The 17,951-nt window shown below is 60.7% G+C and carries 21 protein-coding genes; 11 read left to right on the forward strand and 10 right to left on the reverse strand.

Annotation, left to right across the window (positions count from 1 at the left end; genetic code table 11):
* Position 1: 1 nt before the first annotated feature.
* Entirely contained in the window at positions 2-589 is a 588-nt protein-coding gene (locus HX824_RS06445) for a LysE family translocator (RefSeq protein WP_134326406.1), read from the reverse strand.
* Between the two features lie 288 nt (positions 590-877).
* Here HX824_RS06445 and HX824_RS06450 point away from each other — a divergent pair, with 288 nt between their 5' ends.
* Positions 878-1,720 carry an alpha/beta fold hydrolase gene (locus HX824_RS06450; RefSeq protein ID WP_134326405.1) on the forward strand — a complete coding sequence of 281 codons (843 nt, stop codon included), beginning with the start codon at positions 878-880 and terminating at the stop codon, positions 1,718-1,720.
* Positions 1,721-1,726: 6 nt separating this feature from the next.
* Here HX824_RS06450 and HX824_RS06455 read toward each other — a convergent pair whose 3' ends face one another.
* Positions 1,727-2,437, reverse strand: a complete 711-nt coding sequence (locus HX824_RS06455; RefSeq protein WP_003207438.1) for a FadR/GntR family transcriptional regulator — start codon at positions 2,435-2,437, stop codon at positions 1,727-1,729.
* Between the two features lie 288 nt (positions 2,438-2,725).
* Here HX824_RS06455 and HX824_RS06460 point away from each other — a divergent pair, with 288 nt between their 5' ends.
* Together HX824_RS06460 and gudD are read left to right on the forward strand one after the other, a co-directional pair.
* Entirely contained in the window at positions 2,726-4,075 is a 1,350-nt protein-coding gene (locus HX824_RS06460; RefSeq protein ID WP_008435222.1) for an MFS transporter, read from the forward strand.
* Between the two features lie 10 nt (positions 4,076-4,085).
* A complete protein-coding gene (gudD, locus tag HX824_RS06465; RefSeq protein WP_134326403.1) occupies positions 4,086-5,435 on the forward strand; it encodes a glucarate dehydratase in 1,350 nt (449 codons plus the stop codon).
* A 2-nt stretch (positions 5,436-5,437) separates the two neighbouring features.
* On the opposite strand, the gene HX824_RS06470 is transcribed toward gudD, so the two are convergent.
* Positions 5,438-6,325 (reverse strand): NAD(P)/FAD-dependent oxidoreductase, encoded by an 888-nt coding sequence (locus HX824_RS06470; RefSeq protein WP_177054330.1) that lies wholly within the window; start codon positions 6,323-6,325, stop codon positions 5,438-5,440.
* A gap of 144 nt (positions 6,326-6,469) precedes the next feature.
* Between HX824_RS06470 and HX824_RS06475 the strand changes: the two genes are divergently transcribed.
* A complete protein-coding gene (locus HX824_RS06475; protein WP_008435227.1) occupies positions 6,470-6,919 on the forward strand; it encodes an Rrf2 family transcriptional regulator in 450 nt (149 codons plus the stop codon).
* Positions 6,920-6,932: 13 nt separating this feature from the next.
* On the opposite strand, the gene HX824_RS06480 is transcribed toward HX824_RS06475, so the two are convergent.
* The gene (locus HX824_RS06480; RefSeq protein ID WP_087692405.1) at positions 6,933-7,550 is read right to left on the reverse strand and encodes a TetR/AcrR family transcriptional regulator; all 618 of its coding nucleotides are present in this window, start codon (positions 7,548-7,550) and stop codon (positions 6,933-6,935) included.
* A 145-nt stretch (positions 7,551-7,695) separates the two neighbouring features.
* Between HX824_RS06480 and HX824_RS06485 the strand changes: the two genes are divergently transcribed.
* Positions 7,696-8,136, forward strand: a complete 441-nt coding sequence (locus tag HX824_RS06485; RefSeq protein WP_134326400.1) for a hotdog fold domain-containing protein — start codon at positions 7,696-7,698, stop codon at positions 8,134-8,136.
* A gap of 356 nt (positions 8,137-8,492) precedes the next feature.
* On the opposite strand, the gene HX824_RS06490 is transcribed toward HX824_RS06485, so the two are convergent.
* Together HX824_RS06490 and nudK are read right to left on the reverse strand one after the other, a co-directional pair.
* Positions 8,493-9,695 carry a lipase family protein gene (locus tag HX824_RS06490; protein WP_177054331.1) on the reverse strand — a complete coding sequence of 401 codons (1,203 nt, stop codon included), beginning with the start codon at positions 9,693-9,695 and terminating at the stop codon, positions 8,493-8,495.
* The gene (nudK, locus tag HX824_RS06495; RefSeq protein ID WP_003207421.1) at positions 9,695-10,282 is read right to left on the reverse strand and encodes a GDP-mannose pyrophosphatase NudK; all 588 of its coding nucleotides are present in this window, start codon (positions 10,280-10,282) and stop codon (positions 9,695-9,697) included. Before nudK ends, HX824_RS06490 begins: the two co-directional genes overlap by 1 nt.
* An 82-nt stretch (positions 10,283-10,364) precedes the next feature.
* On the opposite strand from nudK, the gene HX824_RS06500 reads away from it, so the two are divergent.
* Positions 10,365-11,120, forward strand: coding sequence for a DeoR/GlpR family DNA-binding transcription regulator (locus tag HX824_RS06500; RefSeq protein WP_003207418.1), 756 nt, complete (start codon positions 10,365-10,367; stop codon positions 11,118-11,120).
* Positions 11,121-11,123: 3 nt separating this feature from the next.
* On the opposite strand, the gene HX824_RS06505 is transcribed toward HX824_RS06500, so the two are convergent.
* On the reverse strand, positions 11,124-11,969 hold the full coding sequence (locus HX824_RS06505) for an SDR family NAD(P)-dependent oxidoreductase (protein ID WP_177054332.1): 846 nt from the start codon (positions 11,967-11,969) through the stop codon (positions 11,124-11,126).
* Between the two features lie 131 nt (positions 11,970-12,100).
* Between HX824_RS06505 and HX824_RS06510 the strand changes: the two genes are divergently transcribed.
* The 3 genes from HX824_RS06510 to HX824_RS06520 all read left to right on the forward strand — a co-directional run bounded on the left by HX824_RS06510 (position 12,101) and on the right by HX824_RS06520 (position 15,228).
* A complete protein-coding gene (locus tag HX824_RS06510) occupies positions 12,101-12,988 on the forward strand; it encodes a LysR family transcriptional regulator (protein ID WP_177049676.1) in 888 nt (295 codons plus the stop codon).
* A gap of 98 nt (positions 12,989-13,086) precedes the next feature.
* Entirely contained in the window at positions 13,087-14,028 is a 942-nt protein-coding gene (locus HX824_RS06515) for an alpha/beta hydrolase (RefSeq protein ID WP_177008586.1), read from the forward strand.
* Between the two features lie 411 nt (positions 14,029-14,439).
* A complete protein-coding gene (locus tag HX824_RS06520; RefSeq protein WP_093197648.1) occupies positions 14,440-15,228 on the forward strand; it encodes a DeoR/GlpR family DNA-binding transcription regulator in 789 nt (262 codons plus the stop codon).
* Here the strand turns inward: HX824_RS06520 and HX824_RS06525 are convergent.
* From HX824_RS06525 to HX824_RS06535, 3 genes are read right to left on the reverse strand one after another with little or no spacing between them, the layout of a single operon-like run.
* A complete protein-coding gene (locus HX824_RS06525; RefSeq protein WP_177054333.1) occupies positions 15,186-15,944 on the reverse strand; it encodes a DUF72 domain-containing protein in 759 nt (252 codons plus the stop codon). The two genes, HX824_RS06520 and HX824_RS06525, sit on opposite strands and share 43 nt — an antisense overlap.
* Positions 15,944-16,375, reverse strand: a complete 432-nt coding sequence (locus tag HX824_RS06530; protein WP_177054334.1) for a DNA methylase — start codon at positions 16,373-16,375, stop codon at positions 15,944-15,946. The genes HX824_RS06525 and HX824_RS06530 overlap by 1 nt, the downstream gene beginning before the upstream one ends.
* 15 nt (positions 16,376-16,390) lie before the next feature.
* Positions 16,391-16,615 (reverse strand): hypothetical protein, encoded by a 225-nt coding sequence (locus HX824_RS06535; protein ID WP_102368862.1) that lies wholly within the window; start codon positions 16,613-16,615, stop codon positions 16,391-16,393.
* Positions 16,616-16,811: 196 nt separating this feature from the next.
* On the opposite strand from HX824_RS06535, the gene HX824_RS06540 reads away from it, so the two are divergent.
* Entirely contained in the window at positions 16,812-17,315 is a 504-nt protein-coding gene (locus HX824_RS06540; RefSeq protein WP_008435012.1) for a DUF4142 domain-containing protein, read from the forward strand.
* Positions 17,316-17,344: 29 nt separating this feature from the next.
* On the forward strand, positions 17,345-17,905 hold the full coding sequence (locus tag HX824_RS06545; protein WP_003207402.1) for a type 1 glutamine amidotransferase domain-containing protein: 561 nt from the start codon (positions 17,345-17,347) through the stop codon (positions 17,903-17,905).
* The last annotated feature ends 46 nt before the right edge of the window (positions 17,906-17,951 follow it).

The following is a 17,951-nucleotide window of genomic DNA, read 5'->3' on the forward strand; positions in this document are numbered from 1 at the left end:
TTCAGGCGAGCAGTAAATATCCCACGCTGGCCACCAGCAACGCCGCCATCGAGCGATTGAACAGACGCACGCCCTGCGGATTATTCAGGTAGCGCCGCAAAAATGTGCCGGCATAGGCCCAGCACGCCACCGACAGGTAGCAAATCACCAGATAGAGCACCGCGAACAGCCAGACTTGCTGCGCATCGCCGTCGGCCACGAACAATCCCATGCCCGCCACACACGCCAACCAGGCCTTGGGGTTGAGCCACTGCATGATCGCGCCGTAGAGCATCGAGGGCGCCGTGGCCGTGCCTTCAGCGTCCAGGCGCCCATTGTCCACGGCCAGTTTCCAGGCCATGTACAACAGGAAGGCCACCCCGCCCCATTGAATAAACTGCGTCAGCAGCGGCCAGCGCACCAGCACCTCATGCAGCCCCAGGCCAATCAGCACCAGCAGCAAGGTGAATCCCAACGCGGCCCCGGCCACATGCTTCTGGCTGGCGGCAAACCCAAAGCGCGCGCCTGAACTGAGGGCCACCACATTCACCGGTCCCGGGGTGATGGACGTGGCCAGGGCGAAGGCGGCCATGGAAATGATCAAGCTCATTGCAGTTCCTTTTTGTTGTGCGGGTACGGACTGAACCTTAAGGGGAAGACGGATCACGGTATTGAAGAAAATGCCCCTGCCGGGAATGACCGAAAAAACCACCAGTTGAAACCTTTAGCTCACCCGCTGCAAAAGACAAATTTATTCCATTGATATAACTGTATTTTTCTCTTTCCAAAGGGCGTTTTTGATAGGAAAAAATGCGTGTTTCCCAAGGCAGACACGGTGCTAGAGTCGAGCGCACATCTGGCCGGATGACCTCAACCTGCTCACAAAAAAGGAATCGCCATGTCACGTCGCTTATTGGCAGCTGCCTGCCTGTTGCTGTCCCTCTCCGGGGTTCAGGCCGCGGAACGCTGGGAAACCCTTCCGCCCACCCCGGCGCCGATTGCGGGGGCCAAGACCGGCTATGCCGCCGTCAATGGCATCAAGGTCTACTACACCAAGACCGGGCATGGTTCGCCGGTGATCCTGCTGCACGGTGGCCTGTCCAATTCCGATTACTGGGGCAACCAGGTCAAGGCGCTGGCCGCCAAACACACGGTCATCAGCCTCGACAGCCGTGGCCACGGGCGCAGTTCCCGGGACGAGAACCCCTTCGGTTACGACTTGATGGCCGATGACGTGGTCGCCGTACTCGACAGCCTGAAAATCCCCCGCGCCGATATCGTCGGCTGGAGCGACGGCGCAATCATCGGTATCGATCTTGCCCTGCGCCATCCCGACCGTATCGGCAAGGTGTTTGCCTTTGCCGCCAACACCCAGACCTCCGGGGTCAAGGATGGCGTAGAGAAAAACCCGACCTTCGCCGCCTTCATCGAACGCGCCGGCCAGGAGTACGCCAGGCACTCGCCGACGCCAAAAGAGTACGACGCCTTCGTCGAGCAGATCAGCCATATGTGGGCCAGCCAACCCAACTGGACCGACGCGCAACTGGCGTCCATCAAGACTCCGATCCTGATTGTCGACGGCGACCACGATGAGGCGATCAAGCGAGAACACACCGAATACATCGCGGCGACCATTCCGGGAGCGGGCCTGCTGATTCTGCCGAACACCAGCCACTTCGCATTCCTGCAGGACCCGACGCTGTTCAATGCCGCGCTGCTGGACTTCCTGGACAGCAAATAGCCCCGCCTACTCTCCTGTCATCCGCTCCAGGCTGTTGCTCAAGTGCAACAGCATGGCGGCCCGGGCCGCGTCCGGGTCCTGGCGGCGGATGGCTTTCAGGATCGCCTCGTGCTCAAGGTTCGCCAGGCGCCCCAGCGCCATCAGGTCCGCATCGCCGCGTTCCTCGGCATTGATCCGGGTGCGTGGGATTACCGAGTGGCCCAGGTGATAAATCACGTCGGTGAAATAGGTGTTGCCGGTGGCCTGGGCGATCAGGCGATGGAAGCGCACGTCAGGCTCAACGGCACTGTCGTTGTTGGCCAGCGAGTCCTGGTAATCATCCAGTGCCTGGCGCATCTGCTGCAGTTGTTCATCGGTACGGCGCAAGGCTGCCAGGGCGGCTGCCTGGGTTTCCAGGCCCATGCGCAGTTCAAGAATGCCGCGCACGCTGGCGGCGGTGTCGTGGGTCAGGTGCAGGCCGTGGCGCTCGTCGCGCTCCAGCACAAAGGTGCCGACACCGTGGCGGGTTTCCACCAGCCCGGCGGCCTGCAATTTGGAAAGCGCTTCGCGCACCACCGTGCGACTGACGCCGTACTCGCCCACGATAGCGGACTCGGATGGCAGCTTCTCACCCGGCGCCATCTGTCCCAGGAGAATCTGCTGGGTCAATGCGGTGACGATGTCGTGGGCAAGGCCCGGGGAGCGCTTGCGATGAGGTGCCGAGCTGGGGTTTTGCATCAGGAATTCCGTTCTGGGGCGCCTGGCAATACTAGCATTCTTAGACGAGCCAACTTGTATGACAACAAACAAATACCTGTAGGAGCGAGCCTGCCCGCGAAAAACCCCGTCGCAGCGCAAACATTGCACCAAACCTCGTAATCTTTGACGATTTTCGCGAGCAAGCTCGCTCCTACAGAGGGTTGCCATCTCTGAAAATGCAGTTGTATGATGTCTATCAAGTTGTCAGACATCTCCGGCAACCCAAATACGTCCCCGCACAACAATAATCAGTGGGAGTTTGACCTCGTGACCCCTTCCAGCCCTGCGACAGCTGCGCCTGCCACCGACCCGGTCCTGGCCCGCGCGATCAAGAAGGTGAAGAGCCATGTGCTCCCACTGTTCGTGATCATGTTCATCGTCAACTACATCGACCGCGTCAACATCGGCTTTGTGCGTACCCATATGGAGCACGACCTGGGCATTGGTGCGGCCGCCTACGGCTTCGGCGCCGGGTTGTTTTTCATCGGCTACGCGCTGTTCGAAGTGCCGTCCAACATGCTCCTGCAAAAAGTCGGCGCGCGCATCTGGCTGACCCGCATCATGTTCACCTGGGGCATCACCGCCACATTGATGGCCTTTATCCAGAACGAAACCCACTTCTACATCCTGCGCTTTCTGCTGGGCGTGGCCGAAGCGGGCTTCTTTCCCGGGGTGATCTACTACTTCACTCGCTGGTTGCCCGGCGTCGAACGCGGCAAGGCGATTGCAATCTTCCTCAGCGGCTCGGCCCTCGCCTCGCTGATCTCCGGCCCCTTGTCCGGCGTGCTGCTGCAAATCACCGGGCTGGGCCTGCATGGCTGGCAGTGGATGTACATCATCGAAGGCATGGCGTCGGTGCTGCTGTGCTTTTTCGTGTGGTTCTGGCTGGACTCCAAACCCCACGACGCCAAGTGGCTCAGCCTTGAAGAAAAGGATGCGCTGGTGGGCGAAATCGACCGCGAACAGCGCGAGCGTGACGCCGCCACCACGGTCAAGCCGACCCTGGGCAAGCTGCTCAAGGACCGTCAGATCATGCTGTTCTGCGCCCTGTATTTCTGCATCCAACTGACGATCTATGCCGCCACTTTCTGGTTGCCGAGCATCATTAAAAAGATGGGCGACCTGAGCGACATCCAGGTGGGTTTCTACAACTCCATCCCGTGGTTGATCTCGATCATCGCGATGTACGCCTTCGCGGCACTGGCGGGCAAATTCAAGTTCCAGCAAGCCTGGGTCGCTGCGGCACTGTTGATCGCCGCCGTGGGCATGTTCCTCTCCACTACCGGCGGGCCGATCTTTGCCTTTATCGCCATCTGCTTCGCGGCGATCGGCTTCAAGTCGGCGTCCTCGCTGTTCTGGCCGATTCCCCAGGGTTACCTGGATGCACGCATCGCCGCAGCGGTGATCGCATTGATCAACTCCATCGGCAACCTCGGCGGGTTTGTCGCGCCCACCACCTTTGGTTTCCTGGAACAGACCACCGGCTCGATCCAGGGCGGTTTGTATGGCCTGGCGGGCACTTCGATCCTTGCGGCCATCCTGGTGTTTTTCGCCAGGACACTGCCCGGCCCGACCACCAGCAGCGTGCTGCAACCCGCACCCGTCTTGAGCAAATAAGGACTACACGATGAACACAGAACACCAGCACCACGCCAACAGCGCCCCGGTCGTGACCGGGCTGCAAGTCATCCCGGTGGCCGGTCACGACAGCATGCTGCTCAACCTCAGCGGTGCCCACGGGCCGTTTTTCACGCGCAACATCGTGATCCTTACCGACAGCGCCGGCCGTACCGGCGTCGGTGAGGTACCCGGCGGCGAACGCATCCGCGAGACCCTGGAAGACGCCCGCAGCCTGGTGATCGGCAAGCCCATCGGCCAGTACCAGAGCATTCTCAATGCCATGCGCCAGACCTTCGCCGCGCGGGATTCGGCGGGCCGGGGTTTGCAGACGTTTGACCTGCGCATCACCATCCATGCCGTCACGGCGATGGAAGCGGCACTCCTGGATTTGCTCGGCCAATTCCTCGAAGTCCCGGTGGCGGCCCTTCTCGGCGAAGGCCAGCAGCGCGACGCGGTGAAGATGCTCGGCTACCTGTTCTACATCGGTGATCGCCAGCAAACCGACCTGGCCTATCGCAGCGAAGGCGATGCCGAAGACTGGTTCCGCCTGCGTCATGAAAAGGCGATGACGCCCGAAGCCATCGTGCGTCTGGCAGAGGCGGCCAAGGCGCAATACGGCTTCAATGACTTCAAGCTCAAAGGCGGCGTACTGCGCGGCGGCGACGAAATCGAGGCGGTGACTGCACTGGCCGAACGCTTCCCCGATGCGCGCATCACCCTAGACCCCAACGGCGCCTGGTCACTGAAAGAAGCCATCGCCCTGTGCCGCGACCAGCATCATGTGCTGGCCTATGCCGAAGACCCTTGCGGCGCGGAAAACGGTTACTCCGGGCGCGAAGTCATGGCCGAATTCCGCCGTGCCACCGGGCTGCCCACCGCCACCAACATGATCGCCACCGACTGGCGGGAAATGGGGCATGCGATCCAGTTGCAGTCCGTGGATATTCCCCTGGCCGACCCGCACTTCTGGACCATGCAGGGCTCGGTGCGCGTGGCGCAGATGTGCCACGAATGGGGCCTGACCTGGGGCTCGCACTCCAATAATCACTTCGACATTTCCCTGGCGATGTTCACCCAGGTGGCCGCCGCCGCGCCGGGGGAAATCACGGCCATCGACACCCACTGGATCTGGCAGGACGGCCAGCGGTTGACCAAGGCTCCGCTGAAGATTGTCGACGGCCACATCAAGGTGCCGGCCAAACCGGGCCTGGGCGTGGACATCGACATGGACGCCGTGGCCCACGCCCATGAACTGTACAAAGGCATGGGCCTGGGTGCGCGCAATGACAGCGTGGCGATGCAGTTCATGATTCCGGGCTGGACGTTCGATAACAAGCGGCCGTGCCTGGTGCGCTGACCTCAGTTGAAGATCATCGAAAAGTGCGCGCCCACCCCGGCGCGCACACCCTCGCCGACCGCCAGCGCCACCGAGCCGCCGGCCAGGTTGGCATCGCCGCAGGCAAACACACCGGGCACGGTGGTCTGGCGCGTCTCGTTGGTCAGCAGGTAGGGCCCGGTCGGCCCTTCGACAAACTCACAGCCCAACTGCTCGGCCAATGGGCTGGCCATGCGCGTACGGGACAGGGTGAAAATACCGTCCAGCGCGATCATCCGCCCGTCTGCCAATTCCACATCCGCCCGCTCACCGACAATCCGCCGCACCGCCGAGCTTTCGACGCTGACCCCACGCCGATCCAGTTGCGCCTGCTGCTCGGCATCCGGCACAAATGCACCGTTGGTAAAGAGCGTGGTGTTGCCCCAGTCCGGCAGCAGCATCGCGTGATGCATGGCCAGCGGCGACGTCGCCAGCACGCCGATGCGGCCTTGATCCAGTTCATAGCCGTGGCAATACGGGCAATGGAACACATGCTTGCCCCAGCGCTCCTTCAACCCCTCGACCTCGGGTAACTCATCCACCACGCCGGTAGCGAGAATCAAGCGTTTAGCGTTGAACTCACCCTTGCAACGGGTTCGCACCACGAAGCCATCCTGGTTTCGAGTCGCTTCAACGGCGGTGTCCTGCACCCAGGTCACCGTCGGATATTCCATCAACTGCCCTCGCCCTTCGGCAGCGATCAGCTCCGGCGGCTGACCATCCTGGCTGAGGAAACCGTGGGACGTGGCCGCAAACCGGTTGCGCCGCTGCCCGGCGTCAATCACCAGCACCTTGCGCCGAGCCCGCGCCAGTTGCAGCCCGGCGGACATTCCGGCGTAGCTGCCGCCGACGATAATCACGTCGTAAACCATGAAGATGACCTCTCTGGTGGCCCTTGCATCGGTTGCCGGGCACTCACGACACACCATAAGTTACATAAAAATACCTCGTCAAGCGTCTCGCAACTCCAATCGTTACGAACGATACTTTCGGGCAGGAACTCCAGAGGCTTGCAGATGAGAAACGACACCCGGCTTTCGCGCATGCTCCATGTGCTGATCCACATGGGCCGCCACGAGGAACGCGCCACCTCGGAGACCATCGCGCAGATGCTTGGTACCAACGCGGTGGTGGTACGCCGCACCCTGGGCCTGCTCAAGGAGAAAGGTTATGTGCGTTCGGAAAAAGGCCATCAGGGTGGCTGGATGCTGGGCAAGCCGCTGAGTGAAATCACCCTGCTGGACATCCACAATGCCCTTGGCACGTCGTCGATCTTTGCCGTCGGCCTGTCCACCGATCATCCGCAATGCCTGGTGGAACAGGCCGTCAATGCGGCGCTGAACCAGGCGTTTGACGATGCCCAGGCGTTGCTGCTGCAGCGTTTGGGAGAGGTGACGCTGGCACAGTTGGCGGATGATTTTGACGAGCGCTATCGGGTGGCGATAACGCCCGCACCCTGTGCGTGATGCACGCGACGCCCTAAGCGCCGCCCACCGAGCGCCACGCTGCCTCGGCCAGGGTTTCCCGGTACACCCGAGGGCTGCTGGCCGAGCGCCCGGCCAGCCAGGCACGGCAGTAGCTGTCGGCCTGGCCGATGATCAGTGATGGCAAGAGTTCGGCGGGCACCTGGCTGAGCTGATCACCCCGTCCAGGCAGCACCATCCACTCCTTCAGCATCGCGTTGCGCGCCTGATTGCGGCTTTCCAATTCAGCGGCGAACGGGCCCTTGGTCACCGCGAAATGCGCGTGGTACTGAAAGCGCGCCCACTGCGGTTCGCTGTCCACCCAATCGACATAGCTGTGGACCAGTGCGTACACCCCCTCCTTCGCCGTTTTGGCCGATTCAAGGTAGCGCCCACGCAATTCGGCCTGATCCTCCAGCGCGGTAAAAAACAGCGCGGCGACCAGGCCTTCCTTGTTGCCGAAGTGATGATAAATGGCGCCGACGCTGGTATCGCAGCGCGCGCGGATCATCTCGATGGTGGTGGCTTCAAGGCCCTGCTCGTTGAACAGGTCCAGGGCTGCCTTGAAGATATCGCGCTTCAATTCGGCCCTTCGGCCAGGGAAGCAACGCTGAAGCAGATCCGGGGTTTGCATGCTGAACAGGAACTCAGTCAGTGAAGAAGAACAAGCCCGGGCAGCTTGACAGATTTCCCATGGGCAGAATACTGTTCCGTTACAGAACATTATTCTGTAACGGAACAATATTCCGTAAAATTCATTTAATCAGCGAGACAGCACCATGAGTCAGGCCCTGAGCATGTTCAACAGCGTTGGCCCCGAAGCGTTCAGCAAACTGGCGTGCCAGATGGCGCCCTACTTCAGCACCATCAATCCGTTGATGACCCAGTTGCGTCCGGGGTTTGCCTCGGTGGAAGTGCCGTTCAGCAAGGCCATCACCAACCACCTGGGAACGGTGCATGCCATTGCCATGTGCAACGCGGCGGAGTTGGCGGCGGGTACCATGACGGACGTTTCCGTGCCGGCGGGTGCGCGGTGGATTCCCAAGGGGATGTCGGTGGAGTATCTGGCCAAGGCCAAGAGCAGCGTGACGGCGACGGCCAATGGCGAAGGTATCGACTGGCAAACGGCGGGTGACAAAGTGGTGCCGGTGGAGATGCTGGATGCGGAGGGGAAATTGGTGTTTACCGCGCGGATTATCATGAATGTGAAATTGGGGTGATGGGGTTGGGGGCATATCCGTTGCTGCGGTTATGGCCGCTATCGGGTTGCGCTCTCACAGCGGCCTACCAGCCGGCTTGAGTGGGGTGAAGCAACCGCAAAATCAAAGGCGGACACGGTCCAAATGTGGGAGCGGGCTTGCTCGCGAAGGTCGTTAACGATGACGTGGGTATCCTGATTCAACGTGGCGCTTTCAGGTTTTTCGCGAGCAAGCCCGCTCCCACATAAAGCGGCGGAGGCAGCTCCCTTTACTTACTTTGGGCTGGGCCGGCATTCCGGCTTTTGCAAAGTGACTCGCTGTAAGAGCGAAACCATAAGTCGCCGTTACCTGAATAACGGATATACCCCCCCAAAAAACTACCCCCCACAATTCCCACCAATCACCTCCCCCGCAAACGCCTTACGCACAAACGGCGTCGAGTCCACGAGCGAACCATTGACCGTAGCGGAGTGATCCAGCTCAGGATAAAAATGCCATTCAATCCGGTCCCCGACCTTGCACGCATCCCTGACCAGCGCCTTTTGCCCCGGCACAAACACATCCTGATCCCGCCCCCCCGTACCGACAAAAACCGGAATATCCGTCTTCAATGTCGGATACGCCGACTCACGATAAACCTTGTCGAGCGCCTCTTTCGGCGACCGCTTGAAACTGTCATTGAAGCTGAGCCCATCAGCCATCACCCGCTGCTCAATGGCATGCAAACAATCCCGCCGGCTGCTCTCAAACGCAGGCACTGCACGCTCGCTCAAGTAATCCGCAGCCACAAACCCAGGATCAAACAACGTGACAGTACTCAGCCGCAGCAAGTTATAGGCAAAGGTCGGCACCACCGAACTGCGGGCCTTTTCCAACTCGGCACTGCCTCCCGTTTTATGGGTGGCCGCGTAAGGCGTACCGGTCGCCACCACCCCCACGATATCCAACTCGGGCGCATAGTCTTTCGCATAGACCGCCGTGGCAAACGCAGCACGGCCACCCTGTGACTGCCCAAACACCACCACACGTTTGGACAGTTCGAAACCACCCGCCCCTACCGCGCGAATGCTGTCGAGCACCCCATAGGCCAGCGGACTGGTCAGCCCATACGGATGCAGGCCAGGCGTCCCAAGCCCCTGGTAATCGGTAGCGACAATCGCGTAGCCCTGAGCCAGCCAATAATTGAGATAGCGCGTATCCCGAGGGCTGGGACCGGCGAACGACGGCGCGCAGATATCGGCACTCCCCACAGTGCCGTGGGCCCACGCCATCAGCGGCCAGCCACCCGGTGGCGGTGTGCCCTTGGGCAGGAACAGCGCACCGGAAACGACAATCCGTTTATGGGTATCGAGACCGTCGGTGGACGTGTACAGGATGCGAATATTCTGCCCCGCCTCGGCCAGGCTTTGCTGTTCGGTCAACGGCTCGCTGCGCAGCATCCGCCCGGGTGACGCGGGCACCTTGTCCGCCCAGGTATAGAACGCGGGAACACCACCATCACCGACGGGTGTTTGCGCAGCGCTCACACCACTGCATCCCGCCAGCAATACCGCCAGCGCAAGCGATAACCGACGCGACATCACCAGCCCTCTTTCAACATCCGCAATTCAAGGTACTGCAACAACATGATGGTCTTGCCGTCGACGATCTCGGCACTGTCCACCATACCCAGGGCCTCCTCGAATCCCAACTCCAGCACTTCGATATCCTCACCTTCATCCTCCAGCCCGCCGCCATCACTGACTCGGTCGCCAGGCTGATATTCGCCGATGAAAAAGTGAATGCGCTCGGTCACCGAGCCCGGGCTCATGAAGGCCGAATAGATCTTTTCTACATGGCCCACACGGTAGCCCGTCTCTTCTTCCGCCTCCAGGCGAATGCGTTCCTCGGGGCTGGCGTTGTCCAGCAGGCCGGCGGCAGACTCGATCAGGTAACCGTGGTAGCCGTTAACGTAGGTAGGCATGCGGAACTGGCGAATCAGCAACACCGTGCGCCGCTCGCGGTTGTACAGCAGGATCGTCGCGCCATTGCCCCGGTCATAGATCTCCCGGGTCTGGGACTGCCAACTGCCGTCGCGGCGGCGCAGGTCAAAGGTGTACTTTTTCAGCACATACCAATTATCCGAGAGCAGTTCTTCGGCGTGGATGCGGACGGGACTGTTTTCCATGGCAGGACCTTTTTGTCTTGTGTTATTCAGCATGTCGTGCAAAATCGTGCACAGTCAAGAAAAAACGTGCAGGAAGCTTCCGATGCTGACCCAACAACGTAAACAACACCTGCTGGATACGCTGCGCCGCGACGGCCGGCTGATTGCCAAGGAGTTGAGCCAGGCACTGGAGGTTTCCGAGGACACGATTCGGCGTGACCTGCGGGAAATGGCCAAGGAAGGTTTGCTGCTGCGGGTGCACGGCGGCGCCTTGCCGGCATCCCCCGCGATGGCTGATTTTTCGGTACGGGAACACTTGGTACCCGAGGAAAAAATCGCCATTGGCCGGACGGCTGCACAACTTGTGCAGCCCGGCCAAGTGGTGTTTATCGATGGCGGTACCACGTGCCTGCAACTGGCCCATCACTTGCCGGCGGACCTGAATGCCACCGTGGTCACCCACAGTCCGTCGATTGCCATGGCCCTGGTGGATCATCCGCAGATTGAAGTGATCATGCTCGGCGGGCGGCTGTTTCGCCACTCACTGGTGGGGGTGGGGGCGGCCACGCTGGAGGCCATCGGCCGGGTCAATGCCGACCTGTATTTCATGGGGGTGTGCAGCGTGCACCCGAATGCCGGCCTGTCTACCGGCGATTATGAAGAGGCAGTGGTCAAGCGCGCGTTGTGTCACGCGGCCGCAGAAACCATCGTGCTGGCCACCTCGGAAAAGCTCAACACCGCGTCGCCCTACCAGGTGGTGGAGCTGGCACACGTCAGCGCGATCGTCGCATTGGCCAGTACGCCGCGTGCCCTGCTGCAACCCTACGAAGCTCAGGGCCTGACGCTTTACCTGGCGTGACCGTCAACAGTCCTTGATGGCTTGCCATGACGCGGCGACTTGCGCAGCGTCCGAGGCGTTGACCCGCGCCAGGTCAACCGGATACTCGCCCCCCGGATTTTCAGCGAACCGCGTGGCGGTGAACTGACCGTTGCTGGCACGCAGGATATAGCCGCTGTCCTGGCACGCTGCCGAAGCCAGGAAGATCACCCCAGGCGTGACCCATTCCGGCTTGAGGTTGTGCGGCTCGCCGGTCACGCCCCACATGCGGGTCTTGGCCACGGGTGAGATGGCATTGACCAGGATCCCGGCCTCCGCCCCTTCCCCGCTCAAGGCATTCATGATCCCCAGTTGCGCCATCTTCCCCGCGCTGTAGGCCGCCAGGCCGGGCTGGACGTAGCGCGTGTACATCGCACGGTCGGAGGTGGTCAGCACAATGCGGGGTGCGGCAGATCGCGTGAGGTGCTGCCACGCGTGTTTGCACAGCCAGATCGGTGCATAGACATTGACGTCCATGGCCCGTCGGATGAAAGCCTCGTCGGCGGCCTCGATGGGCTGATAGCCGACCCAGCCAGCATTGTGGATCAGGATATCGAGCTGCCCGAAATGCGTGATGGCGCACTCGATCAGCGCTCGACACCCCGCTTCGCCGGACAGGTCACCCGCGTGGCCAACCACCCGCAGGCCTTCACCCTGCAGCGCCAGCGCGGCCGCCTGTACCACCTGGGGATCAGCCCCATCGCCGAGGGTGTCGGCACCGATATCACTGATTACCACCTGCGCGCCGAGTCGCGCCAACTCGCGCGCATAGCTGAACCCCAAGCCACGGGCGGCACCGGTCACGATTGCGGTTTTACCTGTAAAGTCCATCGTCGCGTTCTCCTGATAGGCACTCCACCCTAACAACCCGTGGCCGTCCTGTTTAATACTGAAAAACAGCGATATTGATACCTGCGTCGTATCAAGCCCCACACCGCCATCTACCTGAAGGAACAGCCCAGATGATCGAAACCCGCCTGTTGCGCCAGTTCGTTGCCGTTGCCGAAGCGCTGCACTTTCACCAGGCCGCGGAGCGCCTGCATATGGCGCAGCCAGCGTTGAGCCAGGCGATCAATCGCCTGGAGGCAAAGTTGGGGTTTGCCCTGCTGCAGCGTGACCGTCGTGGCGTGAAGCTGCTGCCAGCCGGGGCGGCGTTTCTTCAGACGGCCTACACCGTCCTCGGGCAATTGCAGCAAGGCATTGAGCAAGCCCGGCAGGTGTCCCAGGGAACCGCCGGCACGCTCACCATCACCTCGGTGTCGATCACCGGCTATCCGTGGTTGCTGGATACCCTCAGGCAGTTTCGCCTGGCGTTCCCCAGGGTTCAGTTGGTGATCAAGGAAATGCCCTCTGCCAACCAGGCCAAGGCCTTGTTGAGTGGTGATACCGATATCGCTTTTTTGCGCTACCTGCCAGGCCAGGCAGATAACATCGAATCCCGGCTGCTGCTGGATGAACCGATCCTGCTGGCGCTGCCCGCAGACCATCCGAATGCGGATGACGCCGCTATCGAGCTGAAGGACTTTGCCGGCGCCGATTTTGTGTTCACGCCCCAGGCATTGGGCAGTGGCTATCACCACCAGTTGATCGCTTTATGCGAGGCCGCGGGCTTCTCTCCAAGGGTGGTCCAGGAAGCCGATCAATTACCCACCCTGATTGGCCTGGTGGCGTGCGGGTTTGGTGTGGCGCTGGTGCCGCAGTCCATTGCCCGTTCGATGCCCCGTGACAAGGTGGCGTTTGTGCCCCTCACCGCCGCGTCCTCCAGCATCGGGCTCTACCTCAACTGGAACACCAGCCATTCTTCCCCCTTGGCCGGGCACTTCTTTTCTCTGCTGGACGAGGCGATGTAATACTTTGCAAGCAATGTCCGGTGACGACCGTCTGAATATTTCCTGCGCGGCCAGGGCATCTGTTAAAACCCGTGCTTCGCCTGTGTCCTGGAACCTTCATGTCTTCACGTTTTCTGTCCCGTCTCGGCCTGCGCTGGTTTCCCTTGCTATGCATGGCGGCCCTGATCATCGGCCTGCCCGTGGGTTGCGCCGTGCTGCAACACAAGGAACGCGAGTTGCTGTTTCGCGTGGAGCCAGGCACTGCCAGCTGGTACAGCGGGTTGCCGCGTGATGTGCAGGAATTCGACCTGAAACCCGCGAGTTTCAAGGCAGGGCAGAATATTCATGGCTGGTGGTGGCCAGCGGCACAGAAGGACGCGCCGGCAATTCTCTACCTGCACGGCGTGCGCTGGAACCTCACTGGCCAACTGTTTCGCATCGAACAGCTACGGGCCCTGGGCTTTTCCGTACTGGCCATCGACTACCGCGGCTTCGGCCAGAGTCGAGGCGACCTGCCGTCGGAAACCAGCGTGTACGAAGACGCGCGCATTGCCTGGGAACGCTTCCAGGTGCTGCAACCCGATCCTGCCAAGCGCCTCATCTACGGGCACTCCCTGGGTGGCGCGGTGGCCATCGACCTCGCGGTGGAACTGGGCAAGCAGGCAGCGGACAATCAGGTGCCGCCGCCAGTGCGCGGACTGGTCATCGAGTCCACCTTTACCTCCCTGGCAGATGTGGCCACGGCAGTAGCCAATACGTCATTGCCGGTGCGCTGGCTGCTGTCGCAGAAGTTCGATTCCATTGACAAGATCGCTGATATCCACATGCCGCTGCTGGTGGTTCACGGGCTCGCCGATGCCTTCGTGCCACCGCGCTTCAGCCAGCAACTGTTTGACGCCGCCCAACAGCCGAAACACCTGTTGCTGGTACCCGGTGCCACTCATAACGACAGCATGCGACTGGCCGGCAGCAGTTATCGCCAGGCGTTGGACAGCCTGATGCAATCGAAGCGCGCCACTCAGGTTGCCGGGCCCTCCACCGGGCGCCCAAACGACTCGTAAATCTGCATTTCGGCACCGGTTTCGCCGGTGCCTGTCAAGGCGCAAAGCCTGCCCATACTGGCCATAAACAGTGACTGATCAAATATTAACCGCAGGTTAAATCGCCATACCCGCCGGGCTCAAGCGAAGTTATCCACAGAGATACCCACGGTTTTCGTGGACAACTCTTTTTACTTTTTTACGATTTTTTTGCTCAGTAATGCCCTGTTGGAAAGCTTGGCGGCAGCTAAAACTCCTGCATCAGCCCGCGACCGAAACCACGGCACTGGGTACCGAGCACGTTCATGATCCTGTGTGGTTTGGTCATGATTTTCAGCACATTCGACAGGGCGTCGGAGGGACACAGCCACCCATTGCGTTTCCGCCGAATGCTGATTAATCTCGCACAAACACGCATTAACGAGCAAAAATATGCATAACACCCATGCCGCCGTCGACCTGCCCTCCCTGCGCAAACAGAAAATCCTGTTGCTGCTGGAGCGCGACGGCAAGGTCACCGCCTCGGAACTGGTGGAACATTTCGCTGTTTCCCAGGACACCATTCGCCGCGACCTTGGCGAACTCGCCTCCGCCGGTCTGCTGCAACGCGTGCATGGAGGTGCGCTGCCACGGCCCAAGGACACCGGCAAGGATTTCTTCACCCGGTTTGGCGAAACCACCGCGACCAAACGCCACCTGGCGCAACTCGCCGCCGATCGCGTGGAGGACGGCCAGATCGTGCTGTTCGACTCCGGTACCACCACCCTGCAAATCGCCCAGTCACTACCGCATTCCATCAAGCTGACCGCCGTCACGCACTCACCGATGATTGCCATCGCGTTGTCCGAACATCCCAATGTGACGGTGATCCTTGCCGGTGGCCAACTCAACCCGGTGACCATGGCCGCCAGCGGGCATGAAGCATTGCGGCTGATCCAGGGCATCAAGGCCGACCTGCTGTTCACGGGTGTGTGCGCACTGCATCCACAGGTCGGCATCAGCTCGTTGCACTTCGAGGAAGTGGCGGTAAAACAGGCTATGCTCGACAGCGCCTCCCACGTGGTGGCCGTCACCCTGGCCGACAAACTGGGCGCCGTGGAGCCATTCGTAGTGGCACCGTGCAGCCGCATTCATACCCTGATTACCGAGTGGCACGTGCCGCCGGGCAGTGTCGAGGCTTATGAATGCCTGGGGCTGGAGGTGATGCAAGTGGATGCCTGAGGGGCAAGCATCGCTTGAAGGGCAAGCGCATCGACCAGCGCATGACCGCTGGCCGTATTATCGAAAATACACCAGGTCGGAATGCCCTCCTCCAGGGAGGCTCTCAATACCTCGGCCAGCGCGCACAAACGCTCGGTTTCGTAAGCGCTGTGATAGATACGCGGCGAACCATGCAGGCGCCAATAACGCACACCTTGCCAGCCTTTCGGTGCATCCCCATCAGCGATCACCGGCGGGTCGGCGGCGACCCGTCCTATCTGGTAATCCCGCAATAGCCCGTCGGCCTGCGCCCAACTGGCGTGCCGCGGTTCAAGCACCACAGGACCAGGGAAGCGTTGACGCAAGGCTGTGAAAAAGCCGCCGGCAATGATCGGGTCGTAGCTTAAAGAAGGCGGCAATTGCACCAGCAGGCAGCCCAGGCGGTCGCCCAATTGCAGGCACTGTGCAAGGAACTCATCCAATGCCGTATCGCAGTCACGCAGACGTAATTCATGGGTGATGTGCCGTGGCACCTTGACCGAAAAACCAAAGCCCGACGGCACTGACTGCGCCCATCGTGCGTAGGTCTGCGGGCGATGGGGGCGGTAGAAGGAGCTGTTGATTTCAACCGCATTCAAGCACGCGGCATAACGTTGCAGATGAGTGCCCTGTCGGGGAAACCGTGGCCATTGCTCACGAGGCAGGCTCCAACCGGCACAACCGAGAAAAATCGGCATCAGAACAACACCGACGCCGCATCCCTCATGAAAATCTCCACCGTCTTCGGCCCGACGCCCTCGAACGCATTCAAGCGTTTTTCAAACTCCCCACGGTCGGCACTGGCATCGTGGAGATGGCTGATCTTGCCCGCGTACTCCGCATTCAACTTGCTGCTGAGGTCGAGCAAGCGTTGCGCGGTGCTTTCGTCGTAACGCACGTAATGCGCCTCACCAAGCATGGCCACCAGTTCGCGAGAGGTGCAGTGTTGCAGTTTGCGCGGGGTGTCCCGGCCATGCTTCACCACAATCACCTGATAGGCCTGCGCCGCGATCTGCGCCTGAATGCGCTTGCCCATCAGGAAGCTGGCGACAAACCACTTGAACAGTGCGTTGTCATCACCGGGCTTGAGCTCAATACCCAGTTCCCCGGCGCTGATGGATCGCCCCATGAATGCCTCCGTTCTTCACCGACCCAGCTTGCGCTCGGCCTTGGCGGCTTGCTCGTTGATCTGCTCGGTTTGCCGTTGTGTGTCCTTGATGGACGTCGGCGTGATCACCTTATCGATGGTTTCTGTCTTGGGATTGGGACGCTGTAAAGAGCTGTCCTGGTCGGCAGCCTGGCGACCTTTCTGCGCCTGTTCAGAGCTGATCGCATCAGGGGTTTTGTCGGCGGTTTTTTCAGTGCCCATGGGGATTCTCCTGCGGTTCAAAGGTCAGGCTCCAGCGCGGAGCCGTTATGCAGCAGAGCCCAAGGCTTTTCGATAGTTCAAGGAAATTGCCTCGGGTGTACGCGCCGAAAAATGGGGCAAATTAATTTAAACCTTTTGCGCTGCCCCCCCTCAACAGTCAGGTAACGGCATCGCGCCACTCTTCAGGAGAAGCATCATGAAGCACTTGCTGATGAAACAAATGGGACTGACCTTCGCGCTGGCCGCGGGCTCGATGGGTGTGGCCATGGCCGCCACTTCCAATGACTTCGTTGAGGCCGCGGCCCAGGGCGGCATCACCGAAGTAGAAGCCGGCAAACTGGCGCTGGAAAAGAGCGGTGCCGCTGATATCAAGGCGTTTGCCCAGCACATGATCACCGACCACACCAAGGCCAACCAGGAGCTGACGGCCCTGGCGACGAAGCTCGACATCAAGGTGCCCGACGATGCCAGCCTCACCGACAAGGCCAAGAAAATGATCCTGGAAATCCGTGAAGAGTCCTTTGACAAGGCTTACGCCGACAACCAGGTAAAGGCCCACGAAGACACCGTGGCCCTGTTCAAAAAAGAAGCCGCCTCCTCGGATAACGCCGAACTGAAGGCTTTTGCCGAGAAGACCCTGCCGACTCTCGAAACCCATCTGAAGATGGCCAAGGAGTTGCAGTCCCAGCACGCCAATTAATCATTGACCCACTCAGGAGACACTCGACCATGAGTTCGCAACTGCACGGCAAGAAGATTCTGATCATCACCTCCAACACCGGTATCGAGCGCGACGAGTTGCTCAAGCCGCTGGAAGCCCTGCGTGGTTTCGGCGCCACGGTGACCCACGGTTCCAGCAAAGGTGGCAGCACCCAGACCTTTCTCAAGGACACCGAGAAAGACAGGACGGTAGAGTCCGACGCCAAGCTCTCGGACCTGCACGGCAGTGACTTCGATGCACTGGTCATCCCCGGGGGCACCGTCAATGCCGACACCCTGCGCCAGGACGCCGATGCACTGCGGCTGATCAACGACTTCGTCAAGGCCGGGAAAACCGTAGCCGCCATCTGCCATGGCCCTTGGGCCCTGATTGATGCCGGCGTGATCGGCGGCAAGACCCTCACCTCCTACAAAAGCGTGCGCACTGACCTGGTCAATGCCGGCGCAGCAAACTGGGTGGATACGCAGGTGAAGGAATGCCCGGCCAATGGCTGGACCCTGATAACCTCGCGCACGCCCGACGATTTGCCGGCGTTCAACGAGGCCATTGCCAAGACACTGGCGGCCTGACGCCCGCCAATGCAAACAGGCGCCCTCGGGCGCCTGTTTTTTTCGA

Source organism: Pseudomonas sp. D4002, assembly GCF_013385665.1.
GTDB lineage: Bacteria > Pseudomonadota > Gammaproteobacteria > Pseudomonadales > Pseudomonadaceae > Aquipseudomonas.